Origin of the sequence: Vibrio sp. Isolate33, assembly GCF_022397895.1 — a bacterium.
GTDB classification, from domain to species: domain Bacteria; phylum Pseudomonadota; class Gammaproteobacteria; order Enterobacterales; family Vibrionaceae; genus Vibrio; species Vibrio pomeroyi.
In genome coordinates this window covers 705,317-726,854 of the sequence record NZ_JAKEUP010000002.1, presented here as the reverse complement: position 1 = coordinate 726,854, position 21,538 = coordinate 705,317, and the positions used below count along the sequence as shown (strand labels likewise).

Annotated in this window: 16 protein-coding genes; 13 read left to right on the top strand and 3 right to left on the bottom strand. The window is 44.8% G+C overall.

Annotated features, from left to right (window positions below):
• Positions 1–19 precede the first annotated feature (19 nt).
• The 5 genes from grpE to dnaJ all read left to right on the top strand — a co-directional run bounded on the left by grpE (position 20) and on the right by dnaJ (position 7,288).
• Entirely contained in the window at positions 20–601 is a 582-nt protein-coding gene (grpE, locus tag L1D37_RS06600; protein WP_017629405.1) for a nucleotide exchange factor GrpE, read from the top strand.
• Positions 602–982: 381 nt separating this feature from the next.
• Positions 983–2,257 (top strand): dicarboxylate/amino acid:cation symporter, encoded by a 1,275-nt coding sequence (locus L1D37_RS06595; protein WP_239847306.1) that lies wholly within the window; start codon positions 983–985, stop codon positions 2,255–2,257.
• Between the two features lie 261 nt (positions 2,258–2,518).
• On the top strand, positions 2,519–3,556 hold the full coding sequence (locus L1D37_RS06590) for a polysaccharide lyase family 7 protein (protein WP_239847305.1): 1,038 nt from the start codon (positions 2,519–2,521) through the stop codon (positions 3,554–3,556).
• Positions 3,557–3,941: 385 nt separating this feature from the next.
• The gene (gene dnaK, locus L1D37_RS06585) at positions 3,942–5,855 is read left to right on the top strand and encodes a molecular chaperone DnaK (RefSeq protein WP_017631959.1); all 1,914 of its coding nucleotides are present in this window, start codon (positions 3,942–3,944) and stop codon (positions 5,853–5,855) included.
• Between the two features lie 284 nt (positions 5,856–6,139).
• Entirely contained in the window at positions 6,140–7,288 is a 1,149-nt protein-coding gene (gene dnaJ, locus L1D37_RS06580) for a molecular chaperone DnaJ (protein ID WP_176681898.1), read from the top strand.
• Positions 7,289–7,485: 197 nt separating this feature from the next.
• Here the strand turns inward: dnaJ and L1D37_RS06575 are convergent, their stop codons facing one another.
• Positions 7,486–7,968, bottom strand: coding sequence for a type IV pilin protein (locus L1D37_RS06575; RefSeq protein ID WP_239847304.1), 483 nt, complete (start codon positions 7,966–7,968; stop codon positions 7,486–7,488).
• A 51-nt stretch (positions 7,969–8,019) separates the two neighbouring features.
• Here L1D37_RS06575 and L1D37_RS06570 point away from each other — a divergent pair, with 51 nt between their 5' ends.
• From L1D37_RS06570 to tadA, 7 genes are all read left to right on the top strand, one after another.
• Positions 8,020–8,565, top strand: a complete 546-nt coding sequence (locus tag L1D37_RS06570; protein ID WP_239847303.1) for a GspH/FimT family pseudopilin — start codon at positions 8,020–8,022, stop codon at positions 8,563–8,565.
• The gene (locus L1D37_RS06565) at positions 8,552–9,187 is read left to right on the top strand and encodes a pilus assembly protein PilW (RefSeq protein WP_239847302.1); all 636 of its coding nucleotides are present in this window, start codon (positions 8,552–8,554) and stop codon (positions 9,185–9,187) included. Before L1D37_RS06570 ends, L1D37_RS06565 begins: the two co-directional genes overlap by 14 nt.
• Positions 9,184–10,521 carry a hypothetical protein gene (locus L1D37_RS06560; protein WP_239847301.1) on the top strand — a complete coding sequence of 446 codons (1,338 nt, stop codon included), beginning with the start codon at positions 9,184–9,186 and terminating at the stop codon, positions 10,519–10,521. Before L1D37_RS06565 ends, L1D37_RS06560 begins: the two co-directional genes overlap by 4 nt.
• On the top strand, positions 10,511–10,960 hold the full coding sequence (locus tag L1D37_RS06555) for a prepilin-type N-terminal cleavage/methylation domain-containing protein (RefSeq protein ID WP_239847300.1): 450 nt from the start codon (positions 10,511–10,513) through the stop codon (positions 10,958–10,960). The genes L1D37_RS06560 and L1D37_RS06555 overlap by 11 nt, the downstream gene beginning before the upstream one ends.
• 298 nt (positions 10,961–11,258) lie before the next feature.
• A complete protein-coding gene (locus L1D37_RS06550; RefSeq protein ID WP_048663708.1) occupies positions 11,259–12,821 on the top strand; it encodes an AbgT family transporter in 1,563 nt (520 codons plus the stop codon).
• A 201-nt stretch (positions 12,822–13,022) separates the two neighbouring features.
• The gene (locus L1D37_RS06545; protein ID WP_239847299.1) at positions 13,023–14,312 is read left to right on the top strand and encodes a hemolysin family protein; all 1,290 of its coding nucleotides are present in this window, start codon (positions 13,023–13,025) and stop codon (positions 14,310–14,312) included.
• A gap of 128 nt (positions 14,313–14,440) precedes the next feature.
• Complete coding sequence (gene tadA, locus L1D37_RS06540; RefSeq protein ID WP_239847298.1) at positions 14,441–15,007, top strand: tRNA adenosine(34) deaminase TadA; 567 nt, start codon at positions 14,441–14,443, stop codon at positions 15,005–15,007.
• Positions 15,008–15,063: 56 nt separating this feature from the next.
• On the opposite strand, the gene L1D37_RS24005 is transcribed toward tadA, so the two are convergent.
• Positions 15,064–15,195, bottom strand: coding sequence for a hypothetical protein (locus L1D37_RS24005; protein ID WP_017059878.1), 132 nt, complete (start codon positions 15,193–15,195; stop codon positions 15,064–15,066).
• A gap of 301 nt (positions 15,196–15,496) precedes the next feature.
• Complete coding sequence (gene mltF, locus L1D37_RS06535) at positions 15,497–17,065, bottom strand: membrane-bound lytic murein transglycosylase MltF (RefSeq protein WP_239847297.1); 1,569 nt, start codon at positions 17,063–17,065, stop codon at positions 15,497–15,499.
• A gap of 329 nt (positions 17,066–17,394) precedes the next feature.
• On the opposite strand from mltF, the gene purL reads away from it, so the two are divergent.
• Positions 17,395–21,291, top strand: coding sequence for a phosphoribosylformylglycinamidine synthase (gene purL / locus L1D37_RS06530; RefSeq protein ID WP_239847296.1), 3,897 nt, complete (start codon positions 17,395–17,397; stop codon positions 21,289–21,291).
• Positions 21,292–21,538 lie beyond the last annotated feature (247 nt).

Below are 21,538 nucleotides of genomic sequence, written 5' to 3'. Positions count from 1 at the left end.
AACGAATTCTGGAGATATCATGAGCAACGAAGAAAACAAAGTAACCGAAGAAGAGCTAGATCAGATCATTGCCGAAGCAGAAAAAGTGGAAGCTGCTGAGCTGAGCGAAGACGCTGCTGATGAGCAGGAAGCAAAAATCGCTCAACTAGAAGCTGCACTGCTATCTAGCGAATCTAAAGTGAAAGAGCAGCAAGATTCTGTTCTTCGCGCGAAAGCTGAAGTTGAAAACATGCGTCGTCGTAGCGAGCAAGAAATTGATAAAGCGCGTAAATTCGCTTTGAACAAGTTTGCTGAAGGTCTACTTCCTGTAATCGACAACCTAGAGCGTGCAATGCAAGCGGCAGATGCTGAAAACGAAGTGGTTAAGCCTTTGTTTGAAGGTGTTGAGCTAACGCACAAAACGTTTGTAGACACAGTGGCTAAGTTTGGTCTTAAAGAGATCAACCCTGAAGGTGAAGTGTTCAACCCTGAATTCCACCAAGCAATGTCTATCCAAGAAAGCCCAGATCACGAATCAAACACGGTTATGTTCGTGATGCAAAAAGGCTACGAACTAAACGGTCGTGTAGTTCGTCCTGCAATGGTTATGGTTGCTAAGTAATTAAGTCGCCAAGTGATTGTCTGGCACACTTACTGAATAAGTAGGGGTTGCAACATAATTCACTGGCTACCGTAAAATGAAAAGAGAGGCATAGGTCTCTCTTTTTTTGTGCCTGTCACTTGAGAATCCACGTAAATAGTCATCAAAACCGCATTAAGAATGTCGTTCTTTTTATTTTATCCATATCAACGGTTTAGAGTTTTATATTATGAAACTGGTTGTTAATGAAGAAATGTTTTGATGTCACATTTGTAATGTTTTTGTAAATAAATACTTTTAATTGTTATCTTTGTATGTAAAATCCACTGCCATATAGCGATTTTAGTCGCATATATAACTATAAAAGTACAAATTTCAAACACAACAGACTGGAGAAGGACGATGGATAAATCGCTCTCAAGTAAGATTTTTGTAGGCTTGTTTGCCGGCCTACTTATTGGTACTGCTATTCAGTACCTATTCAACGGTATTGCTATTTTTGACACTTACCTACTTGGTGCTGCGGAAGGCGCTGGTGGTATGTTCGTATCACTTATCAAGTTGCTGGTAGTGCCTCTTGTATACGTATCTATTGTTTGCGGTATCGTTGAACTTAAAGATATCCGTTCATTTGGTCGCCTTGGTGGTAAAACCTTTGGTCTTTACATTATTAACACCATCATCGCGATTTCAGCAGCGCTAACGATTGGTCTTATTTTCCAACCTGGTGCTGGTGCAAACCTAGCTGGTACGGTTTCTGAGACAATTGCGCTTACAACAACTGAAACACCAGACATCTTCTCTCTTGTTGTTAACATCGTTCCTAGCAACCCTGTAGAAGCGTTCGCAAGCGGCGATATGCTACAAATCATCTTCATGGCTATTTTGACAGGTCTTGCTATTCAAGCGCTTGATTCTCGTGGTGGTCCAGCTATCAAGACATTCAAGATGGCTAACGAAATCATGATGAAGCTTATCGGTCTAGTAATGAGCTTGGCGCCTTACGGTGTATTTGCTCTGATGATTCAGCTGGGCGCAACACTAGATGCAGACACGCTAATGTCAGTTGCTGGCTATGTGGCGCTTGTGGTTGCAATGCTTGTGTTCTGGATTTTCTTCTTCTACCCGATGATGGTTGGTTCATTCACTGGCATTTCTCCAAAGCAGTTCCTACGTGCAACTCGTGAGCAAGTTCTATTCTCACTATCTACAGCAAGTTCGAATGCAACAATCCCAGTAACAATGCGTACTCTAACTGACAAACTAAACGTATCTAAGTCAGTAGCAGGTTTCGGTGTACCACTAGGTGCAACAATGAACATGTCTGGTGTATCTATCTACATCGCACTAGCGACAATGTTCGTTGCGAACGCATTCGGTCAACCAATCAATACAGCTGATATCTTCACTCTAGGTCTAACTATCCTGCTACTGTCTATCGGTGCTGGTGGTGTTCCAGGTGGCGGTGTTGTGATGGTAGGTGTTCTATTGCACCAACTAGGTTTGCCACCAGAAGGTCTAGCGATTGTTGCTGCTGTTGACCGTATCTGTGACATGTTCTGTACTTCATCTAACGTAGTGGGTGACACAGCGGTTAACACTATCGTTGCTAAGTCTGAAGGCGAAATCGGCGTTGAAAAAAACGAAGAAGCTGAACTACAGAAAGCAGAAGCTTAATTCTTAATTAAGACTCGATAACTGGAAGCCCCGCTCAATGAGAGCGGGGCTTTTTTGTTGCTGCTAATAAGTGCTCGGTGTTGCTTGGCTAGTTAGTAGGTTAAAGAGGATCTCTGGTTGGTGCTAAGTCTCATTTTTTATTTTTATAGACACCTTATCGGTCATCAGTTTTCAATATTTAATGTAGATCACATATAATAATACAATATTATTTTATTGTTCTGGCAACCTACATTCTGACGACATAAAGGAAACCAAATAATGAAGTTGTCCTACCTTAGCCTACTGACTGCTGGTCTTTTAGCGGCGCCTGCTCTTGCTTCTAATCACGATGTTGGTCAACAGTTTGACCTTGATCCGGCAAAAGCACCGGCACAGAACTTCGATTTATCTAAATGGAAAATTAACTTACCTGAGCTGACAACTGAGGGAGACCGTAAAGGCAAAACTCTGGAGATTGGTAAGAAGGAATTGTCGAATGTAGAAACGCCTTATGTTCACCCTAAATGGTTCTACACTGATGCGGAATCTGGCGCGATGGTGTTTGTGGCTCCAAATACCGCGCCAACCACACCAAACAGTAAAAATACACGTAGTGAACTAAGAGCAATGCTGGCAGACAGCTACTCGGCTCCAAATAATAACTTCGCGATTTCAAGCCATGACAATGCGCAAGAGTTTGGTTCTATCGGCGGTCAAATGACGGCAACGCTTTCTGTCGATCAAGTCAGTACCAGCGGCAACTACAAAAAGACAGGCGCATTCTCTGTGGTGATTGGTCAAATCCATGGCTCGGATAATGAGCCTCTGAAGATCGTTTATCGTAAATTGCCAGAGCATGAGCACGGTTCTTTAACGTGGAACTATGAACTGAATCCGCCGACAGAAATGAAAGATGCGAAGGACGAGAACGGCAAGAAACTTCGTAAAGACATTCGCCATGATGTGTTCGGCCAATACAACTTGAAGAAGGGCAGTGCTGATCCAGCCGATGGCATTAAGTTAGGTGAGGTGTTCTCATACGATGTGAATATCAAAGACAACATCATGCACTTAACCTTTACTAAGAATCCAAACTCATCTGACCCAGTCGTGAAGACATACGATGTTGATTTGGCAAAGGGTAAATATCAAGGGCACGATATCGACCTTGGTTACGGTCAAGATTGGATGTACTTCAAAGCGGGTGCTTACAACCAGTGCAACACGAAGAAGTCGAGTTCTGCTTGTGAATGGCGTGGTATGGAGGCGGGTGACTACACTCAAGCAAGCTTCTACCAGTTAGTGCTCAATCAATAATTATTCGAGTGATATCGATGTTGGCTAATACCCATATCGATTAATATCTATTTTAAAAGACCTTCCAAGTGAAGGTCTTTTTTTATGTGAAAAAGAATATGGCGAATATTTTCTTTGCATAGCAAACACGCGAATATCTCTACTTTCGAGCCATAAGGGGTAAGGGATAGGCCACTTTTTATATTTATGTAAAAAGATGCACGAAAAAATAGATTTTTTTCACTTATTCCCTTGAAAACCAGTTTGCAGCCCTTATCTATGGTGCATACGAAAGCAAATTACATTTGCACTTTAATTTTGTGTATTAGGGTTGATTCTCTAATTACCACCCCCACATATGTGGGTATAGCAAAAACTTAATAGAATATATTTCGGAGATGGCCTGATGGGTAAAATCATTGGTATTGATTTAGGTACTACTAACTCTTGTGTTGCTGTTCTTGACGGCGACAAACCACGCGTAATTGAAAATGCTGAAGGCGAACGCACAACAGCATCAGTAATCGCATACACAGAAGGCGAAACGCTAGTTGGTCAACCTGCAAAACGTCAAGCTGTTACTAACCCTCAAAACACACTGTTCGCTATCAAGCGTCTAATCGGTCGTCGTTTTGAAGATGAAGAAGTTCAACGCGATATCGAAATCATGCCTTTCAACATTGTTAAGGCTGACAACGGTGATGCATGGGTTGAAGCGCAAGGCCAAAAAATGGCTGCTCCTCAAGTATCTGCTGAAGTTCTTAAGAAAATGAAGAAAACAGCTGAAGACTTCCTAGGCGAAGAAGTAACTGGCGCAGTAGTAACTGTTCCTGCTTACTTTAACGATGCTCAACGTCAAGCAACTAAAGATGCTGGCCGTATCGCTGGTCTAGATGTTAAACGTATCATCAACGAACCAACTGCTGCTGCTCTAGCTTACGGTCTAGACAAGCAAGGTGGTGATCGCACTATCGCTGTATACGACCTTGGTGGTGGTACATTCGATATCTCTATCATCGAAATCGATGAAGTAGAAGGCGAGAAGACTTTCGAAGTTCTTTCAACTAACGGTGACACTCACCTTGGTGGTGAAGATTTCGATAACCGCATGATCAACTACCTAGTAGATGAGTTCAAGAAAGAGCAAGGTATCGACCTTAAAGCTGATCCACTAGCAATGCAGCGTGTTAAAGAAGCAGCAGAAAAAGCGAAAATTGAGCTTTCTTCTACTACTCAAACTGACGTAAACCTACCTTACGTTACTGCTGATGCGACTGGTCCTAAGCACATGAACATCAAAGTGACTCGTGCGAAGCTTGAGTCTCTAGTTGAAGACCTAGTTCAACGTTCTCTTGAGCCACTAAAAGTAGCTCTAGCAGATGCTGACCTATCTGTAGGCGAAATCACTGACGTTATCCTAGTTGGTGGTCAGACTCGTATGCCTATGGTTCAAGCTAAAGTAACTGAATTCTTCGGTAAAGAGCCACGTAAAGACGTGAACCCTGACGAAGCTGTTGCAATGGGTGCTGCTGTTCAAGGTGGTGTACTAGCTGGTGACGTTAAAGACGTTCTACTACTAGACGTTACTCCTCTATCTTTCGGTATCGAAACGATGGGCGGCGTGATGACTAAGCTTATCGAGAAAAACACAACTATCCCTACTAAAGCGGATCAAGTGTTCTCTACAGCTGAAGACAACCAAAACGCAGTAACTATCCACGTTCTTCAAGGTGAGCGTAAGCAAGCGACTTACAACAAGTCTCTTGGTCAGTTCAACCTAGAAGGTATCCAACCAGCACCACGTGGCATGCCACAAATCGAAGTAACATTCGACCTAGATGCTGATGGTATCCTGAACGTATCTGCTAAAGATAAAGCGACTGGTAAAGAGCAGAAGATCACTATCCAAGCATCAGGCGGTCTGTCTGAGGAAGAGATCGAAGCAATGGTACAAGAAGCAGAAGCTAACAAAGAAGCGGACAAAAAGTTCGAAGAGCTAGTAACTGCACGTAACCAAGCTGACCAAATGATTCACGGTACTCGTAAGCAAGTAGAAGAAGCTGGTGAAGCTCTACCTGCAGAAGAGAAAGAGAAGATCGAAGCAGCTATCACGGCACTAGAAGAAGTTAAGTCTGGTAACGACAAAGAAGCTATCGACGCTAAAGTTCAAGAACTTATGCAAGCAGCTCAGAAGCTAATGGAAATCGCTCAACAACAAGCTCAAGCACAGCAAGCTGGCGCAGAAGCGGGTGAGCAACCTAAGCAAGACGACGATGTGGTAGACGCAGAGTTTGAAGAAGTTAAAGACGACAAAAAATAATTTCGTCGCAGAGTAGCCTGATTTCGTTGTCGGAAGTGCTCACCTACTAGCGTAGGCTCCGCGCTTCCTCCTAGAACTCAAGCTATCTGCTTAGAAATTTGTCTCGAAGACTTATTAATACGGGCGTCAGAGGTAACTCTCACGCCCGTAAATTTGTATTTAGACTTGTCGATCTAGATAATAGCTTTATTCGGCGTTTCAGCCGGCAGAACTTTTATCTAGATTGATACACAGACTACTGAAGTGATCATTCGGTAGTAGCAATTATTTTGGTGACCTAGAACATGTCAAAACGTGATTTTTACGAAGTATTAGGCGTAAGCCGCGATGCATCAGAGCGCGATATTAAAAAAGCGTACAAACGCTTAGCGATGAAATTCCACCCGGACCGTAACCAGGGTGACGACACCGCAGCAGATAAGTTTAAAGAAGTAAAAGTAGCGTACGAGATCCTAACCGATCCTCAAAAGAAAGCAGCTTACGACCAATACGGCCACGCAGCTTTTGAACAAGGCGGCATGGGCGGCGGCGGCGGTTTCGGCGGCGGTGGCCAAGGTGACTTCGGCGATATCTTCGGTGACGTATTTGGCGACATCTTCGGCGGCGGTCGTCGTGGTGGCGGTCAAGCGCGTGCACAACGTGGTTCTGATTTACGTTACAACATGGAGCTTTCTCTAGAAGAAGCGGTTCGTGGTGTTTCTAAAGAAATTGAAGTTCCAACACTTGTTGAGTGTGATACCTGTGACGGAAGCGGCGCGAAGAAAGGTTCTTCGGCGCAAACTTGTGGCACTTGTCATGGCCACGGCCAAGTACAAATGCGTCAAGGTTTCTTCGCGGTTCAACAGACTTGTCCTACTTGTAATGGTAAAGGCAAGATCATCAAAGACCCATGTAACTCTTGTCACGGTCAAGGCCGTAAGCAGAAGACCAAAACACTTAATGTTAAGATCCCTGCAGGTGTTGATACTGGCGATCGTATTCGTCTATCTGGTGAAGGCGAAGCAGGAGAGCAAGGCGCTCCAGCTGGCGACCTGTACGTACAAGTACACGTAAAAGAGCACAACATCTTTGAGCGTGACGGCAACAACCTTTACTGCGAAGTGCCAGTAAGCTTCTCTATGGCTGCTCTAGGTGGTGAAGTTGAAGTTCCAACACTGGATGGTCGTGTGAACCTTAAAGTGCCAGAAGAAACACAAACGGGCCGTATGTTCCGTATGCGTGGCAAAGGCGTGAAAGGTGTTCGTGGCGGCGGTGTGGGTGACCTAATCGTTAAGCTAGTGGTAGAAACACCAGTTAAGCTAAGCTCTCGTCAGAAAGAACTACTACGTGAATTCGAAGAAACATGTTGTGGTGAAGCGGCAAGTAAGCACAAGCCAAAGTCTGAAGGTTTCTTCAGCGGCGTTAAAAACTTCTTCGATGACCTAACTAAGTAATCCTTTACTTAGCAACTTAGGTTGTTGATACCTTAAGTTATTGATGCTTTAAATTGTTGATAATTTGAGTTTTGATAACAGTAGAAAAGCCTGCTCATGTAGCAGGCTTTTTTGTGTCTCTAGGTTAGAGAGAAGATGCTCATAAGGGAAAGAACTGAGTTGTACGGGTAAGTTCTAGTTCTTGCTGTGTTATCTTGCTATTTCCAACACGCTTCTGGTTCTGAGATACCTGAGTGGTGCAATTCCAAAATATCGGTCGTTGAATCTAAGCAATCATCGTTCGTTTGTGTTGAAAGAGGTTCAGCCTGAATCGAATAGGTGGTGCTGCTAGCCGAAACTGCTAGCGTGTAGCGGTTGGTATCCGTATCGCAAAACAAACACGTCCCTCCAGAAATAATACTCTCTGCTGCTGACGCGTAGTTTCCCGTGTACAGCGTTTCTATCTCCAATTGTATCTTTGTCATGTCAGCCATCGCCGTGACTCGATGCGCCTTGATTACATGGTTTGTATAACTTGGATAGGCAATAGCGCCGAGTATCCCCACGATGGCGACAGCGAGCAATAATTCGATCAATGTCATTCCTTTAATGCTTAAGTTGTTGTTGTTGCATATATTTCTTCGAATCATCGCGAGTAGTTTCCTTTCATAACTCTGTCTATTTTTCTCCGGTGGTAGCATCGGCGCAAGATTAAATACGGTTACGCATCAGATTACATAGGAATTTGGGAAATGACTCGCGGGTTTACTTTATTAGAGCTGTTAATAACGGTATCGGTTTTGTCGATACTGATAGCGACGGCTGCCCCTAGTTTTAGTTCGGTGCTAGCTTCAACGAAAATCAAGAGGCTTGCACCCGAGGTCCATGGCTTCTTAATTGCAGCGAGGTCAGAAGCCATAACTCGGAACCAAGACGTGTATTTGTTCTTTTTAGTGCCCGGCAACTCTGGGGCTGTTAATAACTCTGAAGGTGATTGGGATTTGGTTTTAAGTAGTTCTGCATCTTATGATCCTACAAATGTTCTTATGCTGTTGGATGGTTCTCCTTATCAGGATATAGAGGTGTCCTTTAATTTTTTCAATCAAAATTCAATATCGATCGAGGGTGTCAGAGGCCGCTTTAGCAATGGCAATATTTCGATAGCATCTACAAGTAAATTAACGGAGGTGTTGTCAATAAAGGCATCGAATGTTTCGGGGAGGATTAGGATTTGTAGTAGCGATCCCAATGAAAATGGACGTAACAGTATAGGTCACCACGGTTATGAGATCTGTTAACTCGTATATTAAGGGCAGTACACTAGTCGAAATGATGGTGGCTTCAGTTATTGGAATCATCGCAATTGGGACTATAGGTTCGATATTCATTACTAATCAACGAATCTCTTCAGAAAATAGCTTAGAGCTTTTGTTATCACAAAACTTATTCTCCGCCGCTCAAATGATGAAGGAGGAAATTTGGCGCGCTGGTTATGATTCAGATTCGGGGAAATCGATTAAGTTATCGGGAGCTACAAATACAATTTATGTTAATCAGGTAAGCGTTGATGAGGCGTATATTGGTTTTGCTTATTTGCAGGATGGTGCATCGTCGGCGTATCAAAACATTGTCTATCAGTTCAAAGAAAACAAGCTCAAGTACTGCTTGGGAGAATCCGTTGGGCTCTTGGCAATTAATGAAAAACCACTTGGGACGGCTAGTGGCGCAGTTTCAATGAAGTGTGAAAGCATGTTCTTTGATCGTCAAATTCAAGTTGATGCTTTATTTGTTGAGGCTAAAGAGCTTTCTACAGGAGCTTCGGTTTCTCAAAAAGTAGACATCGAGTTAAAGGCCTCTTTAGTAAATGCCGATGTCAGTCATAAAGTGAGAACTTCCGTTGTTCAGAGGAACTGGCAATGAAACGATGTAAGCAGGGAGGTTTTATCACTCTGTTGTTGGTTAGTGTTCTTCTTGTCGGAGCACTAATCGCTTCTTTCGGGAATTTTAAGGTTCTTTTCTATCAAATCAAGCGAGCACAAAATGAAGTTCAGGCACGCAAAGCCCACTGGCGATCGGAAGGTGGCTTGGAGTGCACATACTCTTATCTACTCGAGTTAAATAAAACCATTCCTGACATCAAAGATTCGAGTACTCGCCCCGCTGATTTTGCCGATTGGTGCTCCCCTTATACAGACCAACCTCAAGTCGAGATCTCTGATAGTGTGAGTTCTAGTGCTTATATTGTGACGTCATCAATGGATACACATTCGCTCTATAAGACAATAAAGGAAAGCTCCTTGCTAGGCAGTGGGGCGATTCAATCAACAGGGCCGATTGAGCTCATCGGTACACTGAGTCTTAAACCGACAGCGAAAGAAGATCCTATTGATGGTAATGAATATGAGTGTGTCAGTGTTACCTTTGCTGATCTGTTCACCTATCAATATGATGCAACCCATAGTAATTCAGGGCAGGCATTGGGATTAGAGGTGCTTGATCCTAGTGCTGATGGCCCATTTTCTGGCTTCGATGGTATTTGCCATAGCGACTATAAAACAGCGATCCCTAAAGGTACCTCCGGCAGCTCTCATTTGATTTATGCTCCTGATTACTATGAAAAAGCGAACCCACCTCCGTTCCAGAAAGACTTTAACCCTGACCCAAATATGAATCCGTTTTACACCTTCTTTGGTGTTGCTAAAACCGACCAAAATATTGTCGACTTGTCACAAGATGCTGATTTGTTTAAGCATGTTCAGCTATTGAATGCGACTGACTGCGGTACTGAGATCATGGACCACTTTACCGCAGGGCAAAGCAAGGGGCTGTGGATTGAAGGCAACTGCCATATCAACGCTGCGGTGGCGGCCACAATCAATCCATCGCAGCTTCTGGTTGTGCAAGATGGTGTATTCGCATTGAATGGAGCCATGGCTTACAACGGAGTGATTTATCATTTGGTTGATTATCAAAAGAGCCATGTGAAAACTCGCGTCGATGACTTTTGGAAGGGGCTTGTGGCGAACAACGTATTTGCTCCTTTTATCAAAGACATCGATGACGTCAACGTCATTAAAAAAAGTGTCGGGATTCAGTTTGCGTCGGGTCTTCCTTCTGGTGGTCTTATCTTTGATTCCCCACTTGGTGTGACGACCATTGTGGGTGACATGGACTTAGATTTTCGTGCTGAATCTAACCCAAGTGATCCGCCTTCGATTTACCAATGGAAGCGAGGATCATGGAATGACTTCTAAACAACAAGGTTTCAGTCTTATCGAGGTGCTTATCTCTTTTATGCTCATTGGTGTTGCTTCGCTAGGCCTGGTTAAATTGCAGGTGTATGCGGAACAAAAATCAGAGTTTGCACTCCACAGTGTCGAAGCGCTGCATTTTGCAGAAAGGCAGATGGAATATTATCGAACTCGCGTGTCGGATGTGAGTGGGGCGGTTGGGCTCATTCCTTTCTCGGAACTAAGTGAGGCGAAGCATTGTCTCAACATAGCAAGTTCAGATCCCTTATCCGGTTTATCGGGTTCTGCGTATGCGATGACCTGTGATGTAGCCGATGCTAATGGTGCTTTGTCTGGCGCATTAAAAAACATTACTGTCACAATTGCATGGCAAGATCGTATGAACCGCGCACAAAGCATTTATCTAGAAACTATGCTCTCCAAATACAGTGAGTTTGATTGACCCTCAAGCAAACGTTTACTGCATGCCAAGGCTTACGCGACTCCTTTTACTGATAGTTTTCACTCCTCGGACATTGTTTGCGTACTAGTTAAATGACTGTATATGGAATGGTGTTTTTTGTGTTTTTATATTGTTGCTGTTGTATGGTATTTTTGCAAAATATGTCTCCATTTATGGAAAATGAGGTGGAATCTTGTGCTTTTTAATGGCGATTTAAATAGAATATGTGCTGTACCAATAGGCCGTGGTCAAAACTTATATTAGGCCTAAACAAAACAACATCACATATGGAGTTACAATGAGTAACCAAGCCGTAAAAAAAGCACCATCGACTGAGAAAATCAGTGGAATGGACCGCTTTCTAAACTTCATTGAACGCGCCGGCAACAAAATTCCAGACCCAGCAATCCTGTTCTTCTGGGCTCTAGTTATCGTATGGGTAGCATCTGCACTTTTGTCGAACCTTTCATTCGACCTAATCAACCCTCAAACGGGTGCTGCTCTAGAAGTTAACAACCTACTGACTGGTGAAGCACTTGCTAGCTTCCTAGCGAATATGGTTACCACGTTCACAGGCTTCGCACCGCTAGGCATCGTACTTGTTGCAATGCTAGGTGTTGGCGTTGCAGATTCTTCAGGCTTCATTACGACTGGCCTTAAGAAGATGCTTAACTTCACGCCAGCTAAGCTACTAACGCCAATGCTAATCCTTGTTGCTATCGTGTCTCACACAGCAGCAGATGCAGGTTACGTTCTAGTAATCCCTCTTGGTGGTATCATCTTCCACGCAGCGGGTCGTCACCCTCTAGCGGGTATTGCAGCAGCGTTTGCTGGTGTATCAGGTGGTTTCTCAGCGAACTTCATTCCTTCAGGTATTGACCCGCTACTCGCTGGTTTCACTCAAACAGCGGCAAACGTTCTTGACCCTGAATACGTGATTAACCCTCTAGCGAACATCTTCTTTACTGGACTATCTTCAGTTCTTATTGTTGCTATCGGTTGGTACGTAACTGAGAAGATCATCGAGCCTCGCCTTGCTAACACGCCAGTTGATGAAGATGCAGAAGCAGCACCAGACCTTGGTACATTCACTGCAATCGAATCTAAAGCATTCAAGTTTGCAGGTTGGGCTATGGTTGCAGGTATTGGTCTGCTTATCGCGGCTCTTATTCCTGAAAACTCAGCGCTTCGTTCGCCTGAAGGTGAGCTAACAGCATTCTCTGCACCAGTAATGAAGTCTATCGTTCCTCTGATCTTCATCCTGTTCATCATTCCAGGTATCGTCTACGGCCGTGTAGCGGGTACTTTCAAGAACAGTAATGACGTAATCAAAGCAATGTCTGAGACGATGGCAACGATGGGCGCATACATTGTAATGTCGTTCTTCTGTGCACAGTTCCTGTCTGCATTCGGTCAATCAAACATCGGTACTATGCTTGCGCTTTACGGTGCTGAAGGCCTGAAAGCGATGGACCTTCCTGGTGAAGCAACGGTTGTTGGTATGATTCTACTAACAGCTTCAGTTAACCTTCTTGTAGGTTCGGCTTCAGCTAAGTGGGCTCTTATCGGTCCAATCCTAGTTCCAATGCTAATGGTTGTGGGTATCTCTCCTGAGCTATCTCAAGCGGCTTACCGTGTAGGTGACTCAGTGTCTAACATCATCTCTCCACTAATGGTGTTCTTCCCACTGGTTGTTGTTTACTGTCAACGCTACGTTAAGTCGACAGGTATCGGCACTCTAGCTTCTCTAATGATGCCATTCTCGATCGCTATGCTAATCGGTTGGTCTATCTTCTTGCTAGCTTACTGGGCTCTTGGTATCCCACTAGGTATTCAAGCACCTTACACTTACACAATGTAAGATTGAACTAAGCAAAATTAAGCTTTATTCATTGCTAAGCCCGCACCGAAATGTGCGGGCTTTTTTTCGCTATTTTTTCTTATTTGTTCATCTCAAAGACTTTTTATATCCAAAACTTTTTATATTCAAAATAACGGCACTCAGCTTATACTCCGGATTACGGCTAATTGTTGGCCGGTAAATTTAGGAAATCCAAACCACATGAAGATTCTGCTTTTAGTAGGGTTAATTGTTTTAAATGGTCTGTTTGCCATGTCAGAGATTGCATTGGTAGCAGCAAAGAATAGTCGGCTGAAACGCTTAGCCGAAAAACACCGTTCCGCTCAGGTTGCACTTGAGCTTAAAGAAAACCCAACCCGCTTCCTTTCAACCATTCAAATCGGTATCACTGTAATCGGCCTACTCAGCGGTATTGTGGGTGAGGCGACGCTATCGGCTCCATTGGCCGTTCAACTTGAACTGTGGGGATTAGACTCAACACAAGCGAACATCTTGTCTACCGCGGTTGTGGTGGTGGGTATTACATACTTCGCGATAGTTGTCGGTGAACTAGTACCAAAACGTTTCGCTCAATCTCAAGCTGAAAACATCGCTGTGTTAGTGGCACTACCTATCTTCTGGTTATCTAAAATCGCTACGCCGTTTGTGTTTGCGCTATCGGCTTCAACCGAAGGCATTCTTAAGCTGATGGGACGTGGCGGCGAAGAAGACAGCGTGACTGAAGATGATATTCATGCGCTCGTGAAAGAAGGCTCTGAATCTGGTGTGATAGAGCGTGGTGAGCAAGAGATGATTCGCAATATCTTGCAGCTTGATGACCGCCTTGTAAGCTCATTGATGACTCCCCGTAGAGACATCGATTTTCTGGATATCGACCAACCTGTCGAGAACATCTTTAAGCAATTGCGTTCATCAAAGCACAGTGTGTTTCCATTGTGCCAAGATCACCTGAATAAAGTGGTCGGTACGGTGTCAGCCAAAGCCTTGTTAAATCAGGCGGGCAACTTAAGTATTCAAGTGATCATGGGTTTATCTAAATCTCCGATCTACGTGCCTGAATCGATGAAGGCATTGCGTCTACTTGGTTACTTTAAAGAGTCAGGCACTGAGATGGCATTCATTGTCGATGAGTATGGCGATGTGCAAGGCCTAGTGACTCACTACGATATTCTTGAGGCGATTGCCGGAGAGTTATCGAACAACCCGAAAGACCTTTGGACAGAGCAAGTCGAGGATGGATTGCTGGTGGATGGATTAATCCCTCTTAGTGAGCTGAAAAACCGCTTAGAGCTTTCGGATCTAGAAGGTGAAAACGAGGGCTTCCAAACACTGAATGGCCTAATTACATGGCTACTAGGCCGCTTACCGGAAACAGGTGAGTTCGTTGAGTGTCAGCAGTGGCAGTTTGAAATCATCTCGGTCGAGAACAACCGTATTGTGAGTGTTAAAGCGACGCAAATCGTTAATGATGTTGTTGAAGCTGCAAGCTGAATAGAGAGTTAATCATCTAGATGTTGGCTATTGTTCATTATCTCTTTGTTGTTCATAGCCACCAAGATTAGGTATGCTTCACCGCATACCTTTTTTTGTTTCTATCGTTTGTTTTTCTGGAGCTCCCTTTGTCAGACTATCAATTCACCCCTCAAGATGAAATCTTCATGCGACGCGCCATTGAGGTAGCCAAGCAAGCTGAGAGTGAGGGAGAGGTCCCCGTGGGTGCCGTATTGGTAAAAGATGGTGAGATTATCTCTGAAGGGTGGAACCGTTCGATTGGTAACCACGATGCCACGGCACACGCAGAAATCGAAACCTTGCGTAAAGCAGGGCAAGCTCTGGAAAATTACCGACTGCTCGATACCACTTTATACGTCACGCTAGAGCCGTGCCCTATGTGTGCCGGTGCTTTGTTACATAGCCGAGTCAAACGCATTGTCTTTGGTGCGCCTGATCTAAAAGCGGGTGCGGCGGGTACGGTTTTGAACCTGTTTGAAAGCCAAGCCTCGTACCACTATGCAGATGTTGAACACGGCCTATTAGAAGAAGAGTGTCGTGAGCAGTTGCAAGCGTTTTTCAAGCGCCGTAGAAAAGAGATAAAAGAGAAGCGAAAGCAAGAACGTCTGTTGGAAGAGCAGCGTCTAGAAGCTGATAAGGTAAGTAACGACAAAAAGGTCAGTAATAAGAAATAGCAGCGAGCTTTAGGCACTCTCAATCTCAAGAGTGCCAAATGACTTGGTTATCGTATTTACTCAGCAATCATCTGCATGAAAGCACGGTTGCGCCAAATGATCTTCTTCTTGTTATTTGAAAGCATACGCTTACGACGGTTTGCAGCAACGGTCTTATCAAGGCGCTTCGATTTCAGTTTCTTCATCATTTCAATGATTTCCTATTTGTCGTCTGACTTTGTAGTTTGGACTAACGATTTAATTATAGTGTTATTCGTTTATTTGGCCTGTCGCGCGCTTGGCTTACCCAGAAGAGCAGTTCTAGCGAAACTCAGCACTGAAGTGCAACAGAACGTAATTTTGATTATGGTGTGCCGTTATAAAGTTCGATTGTTACTGCAATATGACACATCGAGTTTCACGACCTTTTGTCGAGCTTATTCTTTTGCGCGTAGTTACAAAAAGCACAATAAAAAAGAGCAATGCTTAATGGCATTGCTCTTTTAGTATCTATTGCGAAGACTCTGAACTGATTACTGTCGATTCGGCAGCACTAATGCTTGATTCGGCACCAGAAGTCTCTAGAGGTGGGATGACGATCAACCCTTCAAGACTCTCTTCTTGTTCTTTATTACGCTTATTTACATGGCCGATGATGCTTTGGTAATAACGGCGAATGTTCTCAACGTAATTTCTAGCTTCATCACCACGGGCATAGCCGTAACGAGTTTGGCTGTAGTACTTCTTCTGTCTTAACAGCGGCAGTCTGTCTTTCACATCGCCCCAAGCATCAGGATCGCCACCTTGTGCCTTCGTGAGGCGACGCGCGTCCATCATATGCCCGTAACCGACATTGTATGAAGCAAGAGCAAACCAGATCTTTTCATGTTGTGTGATTGAATCTGGCACTCGGTTCACGATGCGACGTAGGTATTCAACACCGCCTTGTACCGACTGTTTTGGGTCGAGACGGTTGGTCACACCAACGCTCTTCGCAGTAGGCAATGTCAGCATCATCATGCCACGTACACCCGTTGGCGAGCGTGCGACAGGGTTCCAGTGTGACTCTTGGTATGCCAATGCAGCAATCAAGCGCCAATCAAATTCTTGCGAGTACTTCTGAAACAGCGGTGACCATTTTGGTAACTTGCTGTCCAGTGCGCGGATAAAGGCACGAGTATCAACGTAATCAAAGGTGCCGATGTGGCCAATGTATTTCTCTTCCAGTGAAGCCAGTTCACCTGATTGTTTTAGGTTACCGAAGAACTCAATCAGCAAAGCGTACAGGCTTTCATCTTCAGACCTATTTAGGTACCAAGAGATAGGTTGGTCTTCTGTCAGCTCAAAAGCCAAGGCAACGTCTGGATACAAACGCTGCGCCAGTGATAGCTCGATAGAGTCGGCCACTGTGAATAAACGTTCGCCTGTTGATACTTCTTTTAGCAGGTCATTGATGTCTGCATTGCCAACCGCATCGTAGATGAAGTCATCGTGTGTTTTCTGTAGCAGTTTGAGTGTTGGTTCAAAGTGTGAGTCTTTCACCACTACCAAAGAGGGCGATAGCGTGTCACTTGATGCCGCAGCTTCTGATTCAGCTTGTGCTTTTACAAACTCAGCCTGACGATCATTCTCAAAATTGATCAATTGCTCAAGGTTTCTTGGGCGCCATTGTCCCTTTTTGTACACGACCTGTTGGCTTACATAGTAATAAGCAGGCGCGGCGCGATAAGCGCGTGTCAGTTTGTTATTTTGCGTTAAGCCTGTCGCGATAAGGTCGATTTCGCCTTTCTTCAACGCAGGGAATAAGCCAGATAGACGGTAAGCGGGTTTAACCTCAAGCTTTACACCAAGCTCCTGCGCAAACTCACGAGCTAACTCGTAATCTAAGCCTGCTGGACCATCAGGACCAATGTAATAAGAGAGTTGGTTGTTAAGGGTGCCGACACGAAGAACGCCGCGATCTCGTATCTGCTCAAGGACACTTTTAGGTTCAGATTCAATCTGGCATCCCGCTAGCCCAATCAGAGCGATAACGAGCAGAATGAATTTAGACGAAAAGATGAGCGTAAATTTAGGCATCAAAATGAAATCTCGAAAAGTGGAAGCCCCTTTATACCAAACCCCGCAAGGCTGGCAAAGCAGGTTTAATTAAACAGATGTAAAAGTGGTGATAAATGCAGCAAAAATACCATTTACGCAGAAAGATAAAAAAAATAACGCAAACGGTTGCTTTTGGTGTTACGTCACAAAAAGAAATGCTTTATAATGCGCTCGCATTGAAGAGGTGGAATCGGCATAGGTTTGGCAACCTTCGGGAATAGCTTCGAAGAAAACAGTTAGGTTGTTCCTATAACCCACTGAATTTATTCCAATACTACCTTAATCAACTGCATAAGAGACCTAAGCACATGAGAATTTTGCGTGGCTCCCCAGCTCTATCTGAGTTTCGTGTTAACAAGCTTTTAGAGCTTTGTCGTGAATTAAGCTTACCTGTAACAGGTATTTACGCTGAGTTTGCCCACTTTGCTGATTTAACGGCAGACCTAGATGAGTCTGAAGTTGAGAAGCTAGAAAAGCTACTAACTTACGGTCCAACGATTGAAGAGCATGAACCTGAAGGTTTATTGCTGCTTGCAACGCCACGCCCAGGCACTATCTCGCCTTGGTCTTCAAAATCAACAGATATCGCACACAACTGCGGACTGGCTAAAGTGTCACGTCTAGAGCGCGGTACTGCTTTCTACATTGAAACTTCTTCTGAACTTTCTGAGCTTCAACTTGTTGAACTGAAAGCGATTCTGCACGATCGTATGATGGAAGTGGTTTTCACTGACTTCGAATCGGCAGCGGCACTATTCAAAGTTGCTGAGCCTGCTCCTTATGCGGAAGTTGACCTATTAACTGGCGGACGTAAAGCGCTTGAAGAAGCAAACGTTACCCTAGGTCTTGCACTTGCAGAAGATGAGATTGATTACCTTCTTGAAAGCTTCACTGAAAAGCTAGGTCGTAACCCGACTGACATCGAGCTAATGATGTTTGCACAAGCGAACTCAGAGCACTGTCGTCACAAGATCTTTAACGCTGATTGGACTATCGATGGCGTTAAGCAAGAAAAATCATTGTTCAAGATGATTAAGAACACCTTTGAAACGACACCAGAACACGTTCTGTCTGCTTATAAAGATAACGCAGCGGTAATGACTGGTTCTGAAGTCGGTCGTTTTTTCCCAGATCCAAAAACTCGTCAGTACAACTACCACCAAGAGAAAACACACATCTTGATGAAGGTTGAGACGCACAACCACCCTACGGCAATCTCTCCGTGGCCGGGCGCATCTACAGGTTCAGGCGGTGAAATCCGTGATGAAGGCGCGACTGGTATTGGTGGTAAGCCGAAAGCAGGTCTGGTTGCGTTCTCTGTATCTAACCTTAAGATCCCGAACTTCGTTCAACCTTGGGAAACTGATTTTGGTAAGCCAAGCCGTATCGTTACTGCTCTGGATATCATGCTTGAAGGTCCTCTTGGTGGCGCGGCATTCAACAACGAATTTGGTCGTCCAAACCTACTAGGTTACTTCCGTACTTACGAAGAGAAAGTAAACTCTCACGCAGGTGAAGAAGTACGTGGTTACCACAAACCAATCATGCTAGCTGGTGGTCTTGGTAACATCCGTGATGATCATGTTCAGAAGAAAGAGATCCCAGTAGGTGCAAGCCTAATCGTTCTTGGTGGTCCTGCAATGAATATCGGCCTTGGTGGCGGTGCAGCGTCTTCAATGGATTCTGGTTCTTCTTCTGAAGATCTAGATTTCGCTTCGGTACAACGTGAAAACCCAGAAATGGAACGTCGTTGTCAGGAAGTGATCGACCGTTGTTGGCAGCTTGGTGATGCGAACCCAATCGCTTTCATCCACGATGTGGGCGCGGGCGGTATCTCTAATGCTCTTCCTGAGCTAGTAGACGATGGCGAGCGTGGCGGTATCTTCAACCTACGTGACGTGCCAAACGATGAGCCGGGCATGAGCCCACTTGAGATCTGGTGTAACGAATCTCAAGAGCGTTACGTAATGGCGGTTGCTGATAAAGACATGGCAACATTCGACGCAATTTGTAAGCGTGAACGCGCACCATACGCAGTGGTTGGTAAAGCAACGGAAGAGCGTGAACTTAAACTTGAAGATTCACACTTCGACAACACGCCAATCGACATGCCAATGGACATCCTATTAGGTAAAACACCTAAGATGCACCGTGACGCGAAAACGCTAAAAGCAAATAACCCAGCGATTGACCGCTCTGGTATCGAAATGAACGAAGCGGTTGACCGTGTTCTTCGCCTACCAACAGTCGCAGAGAAAACATTCCTTATCACTATCGGTGACCGCTCGGTAACAGGCCTTGTGGCTCGTGACCAAATGGTTGGCCCATGGCAGGTTCCTGTTGCTAACTGTGCTGTAACGGCTGCAAGTTACGATTCTTACCACGGTGAGGCGATGTCTCTTGGTGAGCGTACGCCAGTAGCACTACTAGACTTCGGCGCATCGGCTCGTCTAGCGGTTGGTGAAGCAATCACTAACATCGCAGCGACGAACATCGGCGATATCAAACATATTAAACTGTCGGCTAACTGGATGTCTCCAGCGGGTCACCCAGGTGAAGATGCAGGTCTTTACGAAGCGGTGAAAGCAGTTGGTGAAGAACTATGTCCAGCACTGGGTCTAACTATCCCTGTGGGTAAAGACTCAATGTCTATGAAGACCAAGTGGGAAGAGAACGGCGAGCAGAAAGAAGTCACTTCTCCGCTATCTCTTGTTATCACTGCATTTGCTCGTGTTGAAGATGTTCGTAAGACAATTACGCCTCAGCTTCGCACTGACAAAGGTGACACATCACTAGTTCTTATCGACCTAGGTAACGGCAAAAACCGTCTAGGTGCAACGGCACTGGCACAGGTTTACAAGCAACTTGGTGACAAACCAGCTGACGTAGACAACGCAGCACAGCTAAAAGGTTTCTACGAAGGCGTTCAAGCTCTTGTGGCTAACGACCAAGTTGTGGCTTACCACGATAAAGGCGACGGTGGTCTATTCGTTACTCTAGCTGAAATGGCGTTCGCAGGTCACTGTGGTGTTAATGCAAACATTGAAGCGCTAGGTGAAGACACACTAGCAGCACTATTCAACGAAGAGTTAGGTGCGGTAATCCAAGTTCGCAACGATGACCTAGACGCGGTTCTTTCTACACTTGCAGCAAACGGCCTAGAAGCGTGTTCACACGTAATCGGCAGCGTTGAAGCATCTGATGAGCTAGTGATTAAGTCTGGCGAGTCTGTAGTCATCGAACGTAACCGTACTGAACTACGTACTATCTGGGCAGAGACGACGCATAAAATGCAAGGTCTACGTGATAACCCAGCATGTGCTGACCAAGAGCACGAAGCGAAGAAAGACAACTCAGATCCTGGTCTAAACGTAAAACTAAGCTTCGATGTAAACGAAGACATTGCAGCGCCTTACATTGCTAAAGGTGCTAAGCCTAAAATGGCAATTCTTCGTGAGCAGGGGGTTAACTCTCACGTTGAAATGGCAGCAGCATTCGACCGTGCGGGCTTCGAAGCAACTGATATTCACATGAGCGACATCCTAACGGGTCAAGCGGTACTAGAAGAGTACAACGGTCTTGTGGCTTGTGGTGGTTTCTCTTACGGTGACGTACTAGGCGCTGGTGAAGGTTGGGCTAAGTCGGTTCTGTTTAACGACTCTACTCGTGACCAGTTTGAAAACTTCTTCAAGCGTGAAGATACCTTCTCGCTAGGTGTGTGTAACGGTTGTCAGATGTTGTCTAACTTGCGTGACTTAATCCCAGGAGCAGAAAACTGGCCACGTTTCGTTCGCAATGAATCTGAGCGTTTCGAAGCACGTTTCAGCCTAGTTGAAGTTCAGAAGTCTGATTCTGTATTCTTCAATGGTATGGAAGGATCTCGTATGCCAATCGCTGTATCTCACGGTGAAGGGCGCGTAGAAGTACGTGATAACGACCACCTAAACGCGATTGAAAATTCTGGCACGGTTGCTCTACGTTACGTTGATAATAATGGTAACCAAACTCAACAATACCCGAACAACCCAAATGGTTCACCAAACGCTATTACAGGTCTAACAACGACGGATGGCCGAGTGACTATCATGATGCCTCACCCAGAGCGTGTATTCCGCACAGTTGCTAACTCTTGGTCTCCAGAAGGTTGGGGCGAGAATGGTGCTTGGATGCGTATGTTCCAAAACGCACGTAAGAATGTTGGCTAATCACTTTCTTACAGGTCGCATTAATCTAGGCTAGGTTAATCAAAAATGAAAAGCGCAGATCGAAAGGTCTGCGCTTTTTTATTTCCTAAGATTTAGGAACCAGTGCGAAACAATTGAGGTTTGCAGTTTGCTGTTCTAAAAATCTCCACTACGCTAAATGTTATGGAATCAATTTGTTAGGCTAATAATTCTTGCACTCGAGCAAGGGAAGTTTCGTTCGGCTATGCAAAAACTGAATCAATCATCG